Annotated in this window: 16 protein-coding genes; 1 reads left to right on the forward strand and 15 read right to left on the reverse strand. The window is 71.0% G+C overall.

Annotated elements, in window-relative coordinates; all coding sequences use genetic code 11:
* Positions 1–18: 18 nt before the first annotated feature.
* The 11 genes from ACPOLB_RS17355 to ACPOLB_RS17405 all read right to left on the reverse strand — a co-directional run bounded on the left by ACPOLB_RS17355 (position 19) and on the right by ACPOLB_RS17405 (position 9,827).
* Positions 19–321, reverse strand: coding sequence for a DUF1330 domain-containing protein (locus ACPOLB_RS17355; protein ID WP_425257275.1), 303 nt, complete (start codon positions 319–321; stop codon positions 19–21).
* A 16-nt stretch (positions 322–337) separates the two neighbouring features.
* Positions 338–1,705 (reverse strand): TRAP transporter large permease, encoded by a 1,368-nt coding sequence (locus ACPOLB_RS17360; protein WP_425257276.1) that lies wholly within the window; start codon positions 1,703–1,705, stop codon positions 338–340.
* 7 nt (positions 1,706–1,712) lie between these two features.
* Entirely contained in the window at positions 1,713–2,237 is a 525-nt protein-coding gene (locus ACPOLB_RS17365; protein WP_425257277.1) for a TRAP transporter small permease, read from the reverse strand.
* A 23-nt stretch (positions 2,238–2,260) separates the two neighbouring features.
* A complete protein-coding gene (locus ACPOLB_RS17370; RefSeq protein ID WP_425257278.1) occupies positions 2,261–3,328 on the reverse strand; it encodes a C4-dicarboxylate TRAP transporter substrate-binding protein in 1,068 nt (355 codons plus the stop codon).
* A 100-nt stretch (positions 3,329–3,428) separates the two neighbouring features.
* A complete protein-coding gene (locus tag ACPOLB_RS17375) occupies positions 3,429–4,409 on the reverse strand; it encodes a quinone oxidoreductase family protein (protein WP_425257279.1) in 981 nt (326 codons plus the stop codon).
* A gap of 38 nt (positions 4,410–4,447) precedes the next feature.
* Entirely contained in the window at positions 4,448–5,389 is a 942-nt protein-coding gene (locus ACPOLB_RS17380) for a TRAP transporter substrate-binding protein (protein WP_425257280.1), read from the reverse strand.
* A complete protein-coding gene (locus tag ACPOLB_RS17385; RefSeq protein ID WP_425257281.1) occupies positions 5,382–6,356 on the reverse strand; it encodes a Bug family tripartite tricarboxylate transporter substrate binding protein in 975 nt (324 codons plus the stop codon). The genes ACPOLB_RS17380 and ACPOLB_RS17385 overlap by 8 nt, the downstream gene beginning before the upstream one ends.
* A gap of 26 nt (positions 6,357–6,382) precedes the next feature.
* Entirely contained in the window at positions 6,383–6,922 is a 540-nt protein-coding gene (locus tag ACPOLB_RS17390) for a VOC family protein (RefSeq protein ID WP_425257282.1), read from the reverse strand.
* Between the two features lie 14 nt (positions 6,923–6,936).
* Positions 6,937–7,344: a cupin domain-containing protein gene (locus ACPOLB_RS17395; RefSeq protein ID WP_425257283.1), complete on the reverse strand. Its 408-nt coding sequence runs from the start codon at positions 7,342–7,344 to the stop codon at positions 6,937–6,939.
* A gap of 27 nt (positions 7,345–7,371) precedes the next feature.
* Positions 7,372–8,745: an NAD-dependent succinate-semialdehyde dehydrogenase gene (locus ACPOLB_RS17400; RefSeq protein WP_425257284.1), complete on the reverse strand. Its 1,374-nt coding sequence runs from the start codon at positions 8,743–8,745 to the stop codon at positions 7,372–7,374.
* Positions 8,742–9,827: an Ldh family oxidoreductase gene (locus ACPOLB_RS17405; RefSeq protein ID WP_425257285.1), complete on the reverse strand. Its 1,086-nt coding sequence runs from the start codon at positions 9,825–9,827 to the stop codon at positions 8,742–8,744. Before ACPOLB_RS17405 ends, ACPOLB_RS17400 begins: the two co-directional genes overlap by 4 nt.
* A 159-nt stretch (positions 9,828–9,986) precedes the next feature.
* Here ACPOLB_RS17405 and ACPOLB_RS17410 point away from each other — a divergent pair, with 159 nt between their 5' ends.
* A complete protein-coding gene (locus tag ACPOLB_RS17410; protein WP_425257286.1) occupies positions 9,987–10,925 on the forward strand; it encodes a LysR family transcriptional regulator in 939 nt (312 codons plus the stop codon).
* Between the two features lie 28 nt (positions 10,926–10,953).
* Here the strand turns inward: ACPOLB_RS17410 and pcaD are convergent, their stop codons facing one another.
* Genes pcaD through ACPOLB_RS17430 form a run of 4 tightly spaced genes read right to left on the reverse strand, consistent with a single transcriptional unit; the run spans position 10,954 to position 13,883 of the window.
* Positions 10,954–11,733 carry a 3-oxoadipate enol-lactonase gene (pcaD, locus tag ACPOLB_RS17415; RefSeq protein WP_425257287.1) on the reverse strand — a complete coding sequence of 260 codons (780 nt, stop codon included), beginning with the start codon at positions 11,731–11,733 and terminating at the stop codon, positions 10,954–10,956.
* A gap of 13 nt (positions 11,734–11,746) precedes the next feature.
* Positions 11,747–12,205: a GlcG/HbpS family heme-binding protein gene (locus ACPOLB_RS17420; protein ID WP_425257288.1), complete on the reverse strand. Its 459-nt coding sequence runs from the start codon at positions 12,203–12,205 to the stop codon at positions 11,747–11,749.
* A 25-nt stretch (positions 12,206–12,230) separates the two neighbouring features.
* Positions 12,231–13,319, reverse strand: coding sequence for an LLM class flavin-dependent oxidoreductase (locus tag ACPOLB_RS17425; protein ID WP_425257289.1), 1,089 nt, complete (start codon positions 13,317–13,319; stop codon positions 12,231–12,233).
* A gap of 42 nt (positions 13,320–13,361) precedes the next feature.
* Positions 13,362–13,883: a flavin reductase family protein gene (locus ACPOLB_RS17430; protein ID WP_425257290.1), complete on the reverse strand. Its 522-nt coding sequence runs from the start codon at positions 13,881–13,883 to the stop codon at positions 13,362–13,364.
* Between the last annotated feature and the right edge of the window lie 25 nt (positions 13,884–13,908).

Genomic DNA, 13,908 nt, shown 5'->3' on the forward strand with positions numbered 1-13,908 from the left:
GGGGAAGGAAACGCGGGTTCAGGTGGTGGCGTCGCCACCTTCGACGATGACGTTCTCCACGATACCCGCGCCGCCGCGGCGGAAGGATGCGGCCTCCACGTACTCGGGCGACTCGAAGCACGCGGCGCCGGCCTCCAGCGTGGGGAACTCGATCACGACGAAGCGGTGGAAGACCTCGGGGCCCTCCATGATGCGGTAGCGGCCGCCGCGGGCCAGCACGCGCCCGCCGTGTGCGGCGATGATGGCCGGCACGCGGTCGGTGTATTTCTTGTACTGCACCGGGTCGTGCACGACGCAGCGCGACAGCCAGTAGGCGGCCATGGGCAATGTCTCCAGGTTACTTCGGGGGCAGGGCCGTGCCCAGGTTGGGCAGCCAGGTGGCGGCCTCGGGCACGGCGACGATCACGAGGATGGCCGCCAGCAGGCACATCCAGTACGGCAGCGCGCCGCGGAAGATCTCGCCGTTCTTCAGCCCGGGCTCGTCCGGTAATGCGGCCTTCACCGTGAACACCAGGATGCCGAAGGGCGGCGTCAGCAGGCCGGTCTCGATGGCCAGGATGCCGATGATGGCGAACGCCACCGGGTCGAAGCCCATCGCCACCGCCACCGGCGCGAACACCGGCACCGTGAGCAGGATGATCGAGATCGAGTCGATCAGCGCGCCGAGCACGAACCAGATCAGGATCATCAGCGCCAGCACCGCGTAGGGCGACATGCCCGAGTCGACGAAGAAGTCCTTGGCCATGCCGGTGACGCCGGTCATCGACAGCACGCGCGAGTACAGCTGCGCCGTCACCAGCAGCAGCAGCAGCGGCGCCGAGGTGCGGCCGACCGAGATGATGGCCTGCACCATCTCGCGCGGCTTCATGCCGCGCGCGATGGCCAGCAGCAGCGCCAGCGTGGCGCCGACGCCGGCGCCCTCGGTGGGCGTGAAGAAGCCGAACCAGATGCCGCCGAGCACGACGACCACCAGCGCCAGGATGCCCACCGTGCTCCAGAGGATGGTGCGCAGGTCGGTCTCGGGTGCGGCATCGATCTCGGCGCGCGCCAGGCGCTGCGCCTCGGGCAGGTCGACACCCTCGCCGACGCGGTACGGCTGCGTCCTGGCCACCCACAGGATGTAGCCGATGTACAGCAGCACCACCACCAGGCCCGGGATGATGCCGGCGATGAAGAGCTTGCCGATCGCCATCTCGGTGAGCACGCCCCACACGATCATCAGCACCGACGGCGGGATCAGCATGCCCAGACAGGCGCTGCCCGCGATGCAGCCGAGCGCGAACTTGCGCTCGTAGCCGTGGCGCTTCATCTCCGGGTAGGCGATCTTCGAGAACGCCGCGGCGGCGGCGATCGACACGCCGGTGATGAAGGCGAAGACCGCGTTCGACAGCACCGTCGCCACGCCCAGCCGCCCGGGGATGCGGCGCGTGCTGCGGTTGATCAGCGCGAACAGGTCGCTCGCCGCGCCGCACTTCGACAGGAACTCGCCCATCAGCAGGAACAGCGGGATCACCGCGAAGATGTAGTCGCGCAGCGCCTCGTAGGCGGTGTTCGAGGCGAAGCTCAGCATGGCCTGCGGGTCCTGCGTCAGCAGGTACAGGCCCAGCATGCTGGTCAGCCCCAGCGCGACCGCGATGTGGATGCCGCCGAAGACCAGGGCCAGCAGGGTGCCGACCAGGATCAGCATGTCGGTGGTTTCGTACATCGCGGCCTCAGTGCGAGACGCCGGTGGCGCCAGGGCCGACACCGCGCGCGGTGCCGACGAGGTGCTGCAGCAGCAGCAGCAGGTAGCTGAAGGCGGCCACGCCGGTGCCCAGGATCAGCACGAAGCGCGCCGGCCACACCGGCACGCGCAGCGCGCCTTCGCCTTCGTATTCGTTCGAGGACCAGGCGTGCGCCGCGCCCTCGAAGCTGCCCCAGCAGATGGCGGCGAAGAACACCAGCCCGGCCAGCGCCGCCAGCGCCGCGAAGGCGCTCTGCGTGCGCGGGCCGCCGCGGCTGACGAACATGTCCACGTGCAGCATGCCGCCGGAGCGGATGGCGAAGCCCGCCTGCAGATAGCAGATGACGACGATGGACAGCGAGACGATCTCGGTCGTGCCCTTCACCGGGCTGTTGAAGACCACGCGGCCGACCACGTCGGCCACGACCAGGAAACACAGCAGGAAGGCCAGCACCGCGGCCAGCACCAGCAGTGCGCGCGTGACCTGGTCGTTCAACCGTCTCAGGATGTCCATCGCCGCCTCGAGCGCTCAGCCGGTCACTTGATCTCGTAGCGCACGGGCCACTTGTGGCCCAGCTTCTCGGCTTCTTCCAGTGCCAGCTTCAGCACCTGCGAGGCCGGCAGGCCCTGCTTGTCGAGGTCGGCGGCATGCGCCTGCGGCCAGGCCTTCAGCGAGTTGGCCCACTCCAGGCGCACCGCGTCGGGCACCGACTTGACGTTCACGCCCAGCGTCTTCAGCTGCGCCAGCTGCTTGGGGTAGTTCTCCTCGTTGACGCTGCCGGTCCTGGCCTCGTACTCCTTGGCGACCTCGACGATGATGGCCTGCACGTCCTTGGGCAGCCGGTTGAAGCGGTTCTTGTTGATCGTCAGGCCGTGCCAGCTGATCGAGCCGAAGCCGATCTCGGTGTAGTGCTTGGCCACCTCGTTGAGCTTGAAGTTGACCCAGCCCGACGGGAACATGATCCAGCCGAAGTACACGCCGGTCTGCATCGACGTGTAGGCCTCGGGCAGCGACGACTGCACCGGCACCGCGCCCGCGTACTCCAGCCACTTCAGGTTCAGGCCGGCGCCGGCGAGCTTCCTGCCCTTCAGCTCGGCCACGGTGTTCCACTCGAAGGTGGTGCCCAGGTTGTAGCCGTTGTCGGCGATCAGCGACAGCAGCACCTGGTTGTACTTGTCCTCGAACACCTTGCTCATGTACGGCACCTTGTCGTACACGGCGCGCGCCATCTTCACGCTCTTCTCCGGGCTCATGGTGCCGAAGGGCAGCATCACCTGGAACGCATGCAGCGGCAGGTTCGAGGGCTCGAAGCAGAAGCAGTAGCCGCCGATGTCGACGATGCCCGACTGCACGCCCTCCAGCGTGTCTGCCACCTTCACCATGGCGCCGCCGTAGGCCTCGACGAACTCCACCTTGTGCTGGGTGCGCGCGGCCACGCGCTTGGTCACCTCGGGCACGAAGAAGCTCTGCATCAGGTTGACGTAGGTGTTCGCCGCGGGGTGGCCCGAGGCGATGCGCAGCCGGATGTCTTCGGCCTGCGCGGCGCCGATGCCGCTGGCGGCCAGGGCGGCGGCGACCAGGGTGGTCTTGAAGTGCTTGAACATGCTTGTCTCCTAGGTGTTGCAAGGGCACGCTGGCCCGGTGATGCGCGAAGCGCGCTGGCCGCGGCCTCTTGGCGGGCCGTCGGCAGGACGTGGTGGGTGGTCAGGGCACGATGACGCTGGACCCCGTGGTGCGGCCGCTCTCCAGGTCGGCGTGGGCGCGGGCGATGTCGGCCATCGCGTAGCGCTGGTTCACGCTGACCTTCAGCACGCCCTGGCGGAACATCTCGAAGACGGCGGCGGCCGAGGCGCGCAGGTCCTCGGTGGACGCGGTGTAGGTCACCAGCGTCGGCCGCGTGAAGTACAGCGAGCCGGCCTTCTGCAGCGTGCTGGCGGCCACCGGCGGCGGCGCGCCGGTGGTGGTGCCGAAGCTGACGAAGTAGCCGCGCGGCGCCAGGCTGGCGAGCGAGGCGTCGAAGCTGTTCTTGCCCACCGAGTCGTAGACCACGGGCACGCCGGCGCCGCCGGTGATCTCCTTCACGCGCGCGGCGATGTCCTCGCCGAGGCGGTCGATGCAGTGTTCGTAGCCGTTGGCCAGCGCCAGCGCCACCTTCTCGGGGCCGGCGGCCACGCCGATCATGTGCGCGCCCAGGTGGCGCCCCCACTGGCCCGCGAGCAGGCCCACGCCGCCGGCGGCGGCGTGCATCAGCACGTGCTGCCCGCGCTGCACGGGGTAGCAGCGCTGCATCAGGTACTCCACCGTCATGCCCTTGAGCAGCGACGCGGCGATGGTCTCGTCGTCCATGTGCGCCGGCGCGTGCAGCAGCCGTGCGGCCGGGTAGTTGCGGTGCGTGGCGCAGGCGCCCAGCACCGGGCCGCTGGCGTAGCAGACGCGGTCGCCGACGCGGAAGTCGGTGACGCCTGCGCCCAGGGCCTCGACCACGCCCACGGCCTCGGTGCCCAGGCCGCTGGGCATGGGCGCGGGGTACTGGCCCGAGCGGGTGTAGATGTCCTGGAAGTTGAAGCCGATCGCGGTGTGGCGGATGCGGACTTCGCCGGCACCGGGCTCGGGCAGGTCGAGGGTCTCGATCTGCAGCACCTCGGGGCCACCGGCGGCGTGGATGCGGACTGCTGTCGTTTTCATGGAAGAGGCGGCTGGTGAAGTTGAAGAAGGGGGTGTGTTCAGTGCTGCGGCGGCAGGTAGGCCGCCAGCAGCTCGGGCGCGAGGCTGCTGCACTGCGCGGCGTGCAGCGGCTCGGCAGCGGCGCGCCAGGCGGGCAGGTCGATGTCCTGCGGGCCCAGCACCTGCACGCCGTGCGCGCGCAGTTGCGCCAGGGCCTCGCCGTCCTGCGCGGCGGCCAGGCGGCGCTGCAGCGTGGTGGCGCTGTGCACGGCCTCTTGCAGCGCGCTGCGCTGGCGCGGCGCCAGGCGCGCGTGCCAGGCGCGCGGGCACACCAGCAGCAGCACGCCGAAGAGGTGGCTGGTCAGGCTGACGTGCGGGTGGTGCCGCCACAGGCCGAAGCTGATCAGGTTGGTGAGCGGGTTCTCCTGCGCCTGCACCGCGCCGCTGGCAACGGCCTGCACCAGGTCCTTCACGTCGGTGGTGACGGCGCGGAAGCCCAGCGCGTCGAGCAGCGTGCGGTACAGCGTGTTGTCCAGCGTGCGGATCACGAGCCCGGTGCAGTCGGCCGGCGTGCGCAGCGGGCGCAGCGCGTTCGAGACATGGCGGAAGCCGTTGTCCCAGAAGCCCAGCACGTGCAGGCCGGTGTTCTGCGCCACGGCCTCGCGCAGCAGCGCGCCGGCGCGGCCGTCCAGCGCGGCCAGCGCCCGGGCGCGGTCGTGCACGCTGAAGGGCAGGTCCAGCACGCCGAGCGCCGGCACGCGCGCCGAGAGGTAGCTCGACGCCATGTAGCCGATCTGCCGCGTGCCGTCCTCGAGCGACGCGAACAGCGCCGTGGCCTTCTCGCCGCTGGCGGTGACGTCGGCCTCGAAGGTGACCGGCGGCCGCCAGCCGGCCGCGTCCAGCTGCTCGGCCAGGTGGCGCAGCGCGGCGGTCAGGATCGAGCCACCGCCCTGGTAGCCCGCCAGACGCACGCTGTCGGTGGCGGCCAGGGTGTCAGGCACTGGGGATGCCGGCGTCCTGGATGATCTGCTTCCAGCGCTGGAAGTCCTGGTCGACCACAAGCGCGAGCTGCTCGGGGCTGCGCACCCACGGGTCCAGGCCCGAGCGGATCAGCTGCACCTGGAACTCGCGGTCGCCGGCCACGGCCTGCGCCGTGCTGCGCAGCGCCTGCAGCACCTCGGCGGGTGCGTCCTTGTGCAGGAACAGGCCCAGCCACGACGAGTAGTCGTAGTTCTTCACGCCTTGCTCCTGCAGCGTGGGCACGTCGCGGAACAGGCCGTGGCGCTCGCCGCCGCAGAAGCCGATCAGGCGCACGCGCTGGTCCTGCAGGAAGGGCTGTGCCAGCGACAGCGCCATCGACATCACGTCGACCTCGCCCGAGGCCACCGCCAGCGCGGCCTGGCTCGCGCCGCGGTAGGGCACGTGGTCGAGCTTGACGCCGGTGTAGGCGTTGAACATCTCGGTGGCCAGGTGCTGCGGGCTGCCGACGCCGCCCGACGAGTAGGTGACGCGGCCGCGGCGCGCGCGCTGCACCAGGTCCTGCACCGTGCGCACCGGCGAGGCCGCCGGCACCGCGAAGAAGGTCGGGATGTTGGCGACGCCGGCGATCGGCAGGTAGTCGCGCCGCGGCTCGCCCTTCATCTTGCTGGCCTGCAGGTGCGGCAGGATGGTCAGGATGCTGTTGTTCAGTGCCGCCACGGTGCGGCCGTCGGGGCGCGCGCGCGCCAGCCGTTCCAGGCCCACCAGGCCGGCGGCGGCCGCCACGTTCTCGACCACGAAGGCGCCGCCCAGGCGCTGGCCCAGACGCTCGGTCATGTGGCGCAGCGCCACGTCGGACGCGCTGCCGGCCTGCAGCGGCAGGATCACCGTCACCGGGCCGTCCGGGTACTTCTGGGCCCGCGCGGGCAGGCCCGCCAGGGCGCCGAGCACACCGGCCGCGCCGGCTCCCACCAACGATCGTCTCCGCATGGTCTTGTCCTTGTTGTCGTGGGCCGTCAGAACGTCGACGCCTTCACCGGCGCCTCGGCGGCCATGACCTCGGTGGCCGGCTTCTCGTTGGCGCCGGCGTCGGTCCAGGCCGGCACGCGGCCGATGCGGGCCGCCTCGTGCCAGGCGAAGTTGAGTTCGACCTTGATGCCGTTGATGGGCTCGCGCATGAACAGCTGGTACAGGTTGCTGTTGTGGGCCTTGCGCTCGCTGAATTCCACGCCGTTGGCGGTCAGGCGCTCGATGAATTCCTCGATGCCTTCGCAGTTCAGGCACAGGTGGTCGATGCGGCCCGAGCCCATGGCACCGGCGGCCGAGAAGTCCTTGTCGCCGTCGGTGGGCGTCTTCAGATAGGTGTCCTGGTGGTTCGAGTAGCGCGCCTTGCCGATGTGGATGACGTCCTGCTCGCCGATGTAGAGCCAGTACACCGGGAAGCCGAACTCCGGGTGGTAGCCGTTGCGGAAGCCCAGGTTGTTCACGAACCAGTCGCGCGTGCCTTCGGGGTCGTGGGTCAGGATCAGCAAGTGCTCGAGGAAGCGCAGTCCCATCGCGGTCTCCTTGTTCAGCGGGCGTGTTCGGCGGCCACCGGGCGCGTCTCGCCGGTGTCCACCAGCGTGCGCGTGGCGTTCACCGAGGCGTAGATCCACAGGATCTTCATCGGCGCGGTGTCCGACTTGTTGCGGAAGCGGTGCGGCACGTTGGGCGGGATGAACGTGGTGTCCAGCGGCTTCAGTTCGTGCACCTCGCCGGCGATGTCCATGTAGGCATGGCCTTCCAGCAGCACCACGCTCTCTTCGCAGTTGTGGCTGTGAAAGGGGATCTTGGTGCCGGGTGCGAACTCGGTGATGCCGTTGATGAAGGTGGTCGCACCCACCGAGGGCAGCACCAGCGGCGTCGTGCGCGCGCCGCCGCCGCGGTCGTGGCTCTTCAGTTCGTCGGGGCGCAGCACGCAGTGTTTCGCGTCGGTCATGGGGGTGTCCTTGCTGAAAAGGTGGCGTCAGGTCCGGACCGGGCCGGTCCAGACGGTTTTCGCGTTCATGAACTCGTGCAGGCCCAGCATGCCGAGCTCGCGTCCGTAGCCCGATTCCTTGCTGCCGCCGAACGGCAGGCGCGGGTCCGAGGCCACCATGCCGTTGACGAACACGGCGCCGGCCTCGATGGCATGCACCAGCCGCGCGGCGCGGTCGAGGTCGGCGGTCCACAGTGCGGCACCCAGGCCGAAGGGCGTGTCGTTGGCGATGCGCACGGCCTCGGCGGCGTCGCGCACGCGCAGGATCGCGGCGGCCGGGCCGAAGGTCTCTTCGCGGGCCACCGTCATGCCGGGCGTCACGTGGTCGAACACGGTCGGCTGGTAGAAGGCGCCGGGCCCGGCCACCGGGCCGCCGCCCAGCAGCAGCTTCGCACCTTCGTGGATGCTGGCCTGCACCTGTGCATGCAGTTCGTCGCGCAGGCTGGTGCGCGCCATCGAGCCCTGGGTGCTGCCCGCTGCCAGCGGGTCGCCCACGACGAGCTGCCGCGTGATGTCGCAGAAGGCCTCGACGAAGCGGTCGGCCACCGGCGCCTCGACGATGAAGCGCTTGGCCGCGATGCAGCTCTGCCCGGTGTTCTGGAAGCGCGCCTTCACGGCCACGGTGGCTGCGGCCTGCACGTCGGCGTCGGCCAGCACGATGAAGGGGTCGGAGCCGCCGAGCTCCAGCACCTGCTTCTTCAGCGCCTGGCCCGCGGCGGCTGCGATGCTGCGGCCGGCCGGCGTGGAGCCGGTGAAGGTGACGGCTGCGATGCGGCGGTCGGCGATCAGCGAGGGCACCGCGGCCGCGCCCACCAGCAGTGTCGTCACCAGGCCTTCGGGCAGGCCGGCGCGCACGAACACCTGCTCGATCGCCAAGGCGCACTGCGGCACGTTGCTCGCGTGCTTGAGCACGAGGCCGTTGCCGCCGGCCAGCACCGGGGCGGCCGCGCGCATCACCTGCCACAGCGGGTAGTTCCAGGGCATCACCGCCAGCACGAGGCCGATCGGGTCGTAGACGATGCGGCTGTCGCTGGCGCTGCTGGCCACCACCTGGTCGGCCAGAAAGCCCGGCGCGGCCTCGGCGTAGAAGTCGAAGTTCCAGGCGCACTTCTCGACCTCGCCCACGGCCTCGGCCAGCGGCTTGCCCATCTCCAGCGTGATGGTGCGGGCCAGGGTGTGCTTGTCGGCGCGCAGCTGCGCGGCCACGCGACGCAGCAGTGGCAGGCGGTCGGCCAGCGGCGTCTGCGCCCAGGTGCGCTGGGCCTGGGTGGCGAGCGCCAGGCGCTGCGCGATGGCGTCGCCGGCGTGGTCTTCGAAACGCGCCAGCTCTTCGCCGGTGGCGGGGTTGATGGAGACGATCATGCGGTCACCTCGGGGTTCAATGGGGCCAGGGGCGTCAGCGGGGCGATGCCCAGGTCGGCCGCCAGCGTGTTCAGCTCGTCCAGCAGCACGGCCGAGACGGGGATGCCGTCGCGGGCGTAGCGCTGGCGCTTGTCGTGGCTTTGTTCGCCGGGCAGCCAGATGCGCTCGACCCCCGGCAGGCGTTCGCTGCCGCGGATGTCGCGCACCAGCTTGTCCACCTGCGCCTTGAACCGCGCCGGGTCGCCAAAGGCCGCCAGGTCGATGACCAGGATGGCCTGGCCCGTGTTGGTCACCGAGACGTGGTCGGCGTTGAAGTCGATGACGTCGCGGCCCATCGCCGCGCCGCCCAGCGTGCCTGCCAGCAGGCCGACGATCAGCGCCAGGCCGTAGCCCTTGTGCTCGCCGATGGGCAGCAGGAACCCCTCGCCCGCCCGCGTGGGGTCGAGCAGCGGCCGGCCCTGGCGGTCGATCATCCAGCCCTCGGGCATGGGCTCGCCGCGCTTGGCCTTGGCCTTGACCTTGCCGTAGGCCGCCACCGTGGTCGCCATGTCGAGCACCACCGGCGGCTCGTCGCCGCCCGGGATGCCGGCGGCGATCGGGTTGGTCGACAGCAGCATCTCGGCGCCGCCCCAGGGCGGCAGGTGGTTGGCGTTGCCGACGGCGAAGTACAGCCCGAGCATGTCGTGCTGCAGCGGCTTGCGCGCATACAGCGACGCCGGCCCGGCATGGTTGCTGTAGCGCGTGCCGACCCAGGCGACGCCGGCGCTGCGCGCCTTCTCGATCGCGATGTCGACCGCCTTCGACACCACCAGGTGGCCCATGCCGTTGTCGCCGTGCACCACCGCCATCGCCGCGCGCTCGTGCACGACGCGGATGTCGGGGTGCTTGTTGATGCCGCCGGCGCGGATGCGCTTGATGTACTGCGGCAGCCGGATCACGCCGTGGCCGTCGCTGCCCTGCAGGTCGGCGTCGGCCATCAGCTGTGCCACCTGCCCGGCGTCTGCCGCGGGCAGGCCCTGGCTGACGAAGGCGCTGGCGATGAAGCGGCGCAGCGCGTCGTGGGGCACGTGGCGTGCGGTCATGGCGGGGTCCCGGTGGTTCTCGTTGTGCGGCGGGGCATGCCTGCGGCGGCATGTTCCAGGCGTCGCAGCGTAGGCCGCGCCCGGGGCCGTGTCCAATGCCGGATTCGCGCAGTGCCATATCATCCTGCGATCGTTACAAGGGTTTCCACGGGCTTCAGCATGCACTTGCGCACCCTGCGTTACTTCGTGGCCGTTGCCGATGCCGGCAGCCTGACCGCAGCGGCGGCTGCCATACCACTTGCGCAACCCGCGTTGACGCGCCAGATGCGCGAACTGGAGTCCGAACTGGGCGTGCAGCTGCTGCAGCGCCTGCCGCGCGGCGTGCGCCTGACCAAGGCCGGCATCACGGTGTACGAGTCGGCGCAGCGCATGCTGGCCGAGGCCGCGCGGCTGGGCCAGAAGCTCGCGCGCAGCCAGCAGGTCGACCAGGCCACCGTGGTGCTGGGTGCGTCGCCCACGCTGGCGCGGCTGCTGCTGCCGGGACTGTTCGAGAACTGCGCCAACATGCTGGAAGGCGTCACGCTGCGCACGCGCGAGGCCTTCACGCCGGCGCTGCTGGACTGGCTGGAGCGCGGCATCATCGACATGGCCGTCGTCACCAACCCCGAGTCGGGGCGCGCGCTGTCGCTGCAGCCGCTGCTGGCCGAGCCGTTCGCGCTGGTCTCGCACGAGCGCATGCGCATCGGGCCGGTGGTGCTGGTGCACCAGCTCGCGCGCATCCCGCTGCTGATGACGAGCCTGCACCGCGGCATCGTCGAGCGCCAGCTGCTGTCGCTGGGCAAGGAGCTGAACGTGCACTCCGAGATCGACTCGGTCGACTCGATCCGCGAGCTGGTGCTGCGCGGGCGCTGGGCCACCATCATGCCGGTGTCGGTGTTCAAGGAAGCCGTGCCGCCGGCGGGCATCGTGATGTCGGAGATCTCGGGCGTGCAGCTCAACCGCCAGCTCGTGCTGGCCACGCGGCTGGACCCGCGGCCGAATCCGGCGCTGTCGCTGGTGCAGGAGCTGGTGGACGCCGAGTTCGCCCGCCTGGCGCGCAGCGGCGCCTTCAGCTTCGGCGCCGGCCAGCGGCCCGGCCCGGCGCAGCCGGGCCCCTGATCGGCCTGCGGCCGAGTCCGGCGCCTGATCAGCCGCGCAGGAACGCCAGCACCGCGGCGTTGAAGTCGGCAGCCTGCTCGATGTTGGGCAGGTGCGCCGCGCCGTCGATCACCTGCAGCCGGGCGCCCGGCCAGTGCGCCGCGATGGCGGCGGCCGCGGCCGGCGGCGTGGCCTCGTCCTGCGCGCCCACCAGCACCAGCGCCGGGTGCGCCAGCGCGCGCAGGCCGTCCAGCGTGTCGGTGGCGGCCAGCGCGGCGCAGCAGCCGGCGTAGCCCTCGACTGGCGTGGCCGCGATCATCGCGCCGATGTCCGCCACCACCGTGGGCTGCGCGGCATGGAAAGGCGGCGTGAACCAGCGCGCCAGCGTCGGCTGCACCAGCGCCTGCATGCCGGCGCTGCGCGCGATGGCGGCGCGTTCGGCCCACAGCGCGGCACCGGCCGGCGGCACGCGGCCGGTGGTGTCGGCCAGCACCACGCGGTCGAGCACGGCCGGGTGGCGCAGTGCGAGCATCTGCCCGACCATGCCGCCCATCGACAGGCCCAGCCAGTGCGTGCGCTGCACGCCCAGGTGCAGCAGCAACGCGTGCGCGTCGTCGGCCAGCTGCTCCAGCGTGTACGGGCCGGGCGGCGCGCTGCTGCCGCCGTGGCCGCGCGTGTCGACGCGCAGCACGGTGAAGTGCGGCTCCAGCGCCGCCAGTTGCGGCGCCCACATGCCGCTGTGCGCGGCCAGCGAATGCGACAGCGTCAGCCACGGGCCCCGGCCCGAGACTGCGTAGTGCACGGTGTGGCCGTGGACGGTGGCCTGCATCGCCGCGCCGCCTTCAGGCCGGTGCGCCGGTGTCGGCGACCAGGCCCGTGGCCTGCACGCCGGCGACCGCCGCGAGTTCGTCGTTGGGCGAGGTCTCGCCGCTGATGCCCACCGCGCCGAGCAGGGTGCCCTGCGCGTCGCGCACCAGCACGCCGCCGCGCACCGGCACCAGGTTGCCGCCTGTGAGCTGGCCCACGGCCTGGATGAAGCCCGGCACCAGGCCGTGCCGGCGCTCGATCTCCTGGCCGCCGAAGCCCATGCCCAGCGCGCCCAGCGCCTTGCCATGCGCGATCTCGAAGCGGTACAGGCTGGTGCCGTCCTCGGCGCCGTAGGCCTTCAGCGCGCCGCGGATGTCCAGCACCGTCACCGCCAGCGGCAGCATGCCGGCGCTGCGCGCGTGGGCGTGGGCGGCGGCGACGATCTGCTGCGCGCAGGGCAGGGTCAGGGTGTGCAGGGTGTGGCTGTGTTGCATGGTGGAGGGTGTCGTGTGGATGAAGTCAGGCGCCGATGGCCGCGTTCACGCGCGGCATCACTTCGGTGGCGAAGAGCTCCATCGAGCGCCTGCCGAGTGCCGGGTCCTGCCAGTCGTGGCAGGCGTAGACGAGGTTGCCGAAGTCGCCGACCTGTTCGCGGAAGGCGAGGATCTGGTCGACCACCGCGTTCACCGTGCCGGCCAGCACCAGGCGGCGTGTCACGTAGTCGGGCGTCACGTCGCTGTCGGGCATGGCCGGGTCGGTCTTGAACAGGTTGCCGCGGCCGCCGCCCAGCAGCTTGCGCGAGAGCTGCTTGAAGTAGAAGTGGTACGGGCCGCCGGCTTCCAGCGCGTAGCGGCGCGCGGTGGCGTCGTCGTCGGCGACGAAGATGCTCTTGGCCACGCGCCACTCGGCCGGCTGCGCCACCGCGCCCACCGCGGCGCGGCCTTCCACGTACTTGGGCCAGTGCGTCTTCACCCACTCGGGCATCAGGAAGTTGGCCGAGATCGGCCCCCAGCCGCGCTTGGCCATTTCGGTCACGCCCTGCGAGAACGGCGCCACTGCGGTGCCCACGATGCGCGGGTGCGGGCGCTGGAAGGGTTTCATGATGACCCCCTGGCCGATCTCGGGGATCATGGTTTTGGCCACCGAGACGTTCCAGAACTGGCCCTCGATGTCGTACGGCGGCTCGGACTCCCAGATCTTCAGCACCGTGTTGATGGCCTCGACGAACATCGCGTTGCGGTCGCGGCCGAAGTTGCCGAAGACCTCGGCGTCGGACATCAGCCCGCCCGGGCTGATGCCCATGATGAAGCGGCCCTGCAGCAGGTGGTCGAGCATGGCCGCCTGCGCCGCCACCGCCGCCGGGTGGTTGTTCGGCATGTTGATGGTGCCGGTGCCCAGCACGATGTTCTTCGTGGCAAAGGCCAGCGAGGCCAGGAACATCATGCTGGAGGTGACGGTCTCGGCCGCATCGGTGACGTGTTCGCCGACGAAGGCCTCGGCGAAACCCAGGCGGTCGGCCAGCAGCACGGCCTCGCGGTCTTCCTGCAGCGTCTCGGTGACGTTGCGGCCCGGCGGGTGCAGGGGCATCATGAAGCAGCTGTATTGCACGGTGGCGCTCTCGCAGGTGGCGTGGGTGGGGCGGCGAAGGACTCAGGCGGCGTCGAGTTCCACGCCCTGGGCGTAGCGGCCCTGGCAGAACAGCAGCCCGGCGCCGGGCCGGTGCGCGTAGGCCTCGACCTGGCCCAGGTACAGCACGTGGTCGCCGACCTCGTGCCGCTGCACGGTGCGGCACTGGAAGCTGGCGGCGCAGCCGTCGATCAGCGGCAGGCCGGCCAGCCCCGCGTGGTGCGCCACGCCGTCGAACTTGTCGGGCAGCGGGCTCGCGAAGCGGCGCGACAGCGGCAGCTGCTCCAGCGCCAGCACGTTGATGACGAAGCGCCCGCAGCCGTCGAAGGCGGCCAGGCTGGGCGACCGGCACTGCAGGCTCCAGGCCACGATGGGCGGCACCAGCGACACCGAACTGAACGAGTTGACCGTCACGCCCACGCGGCGGCCGTCGGCGGCCAGCGTGCTGACCACGGTGACGCCGGTGCCGAAGCTGCCGAGCGCACGGCGCAGGTCGCGCGGGTCGAAGCCCGGCGTGGCTGGCGAGGGAGTGCAGGCGACGTCCATGGCCCGCACTGTAAAGTGATCGTTT

Origin of the sequence: Rubrivivax soli (assembly GCF_049810355.1) — a bacterium.
Taxonomy (GTDB): domain Bacteria; phylum Pseudomonadota; class Gammaproteobacteria; order Burkholderiales; family Burkholderiaceae_C; genus Rubrivivax.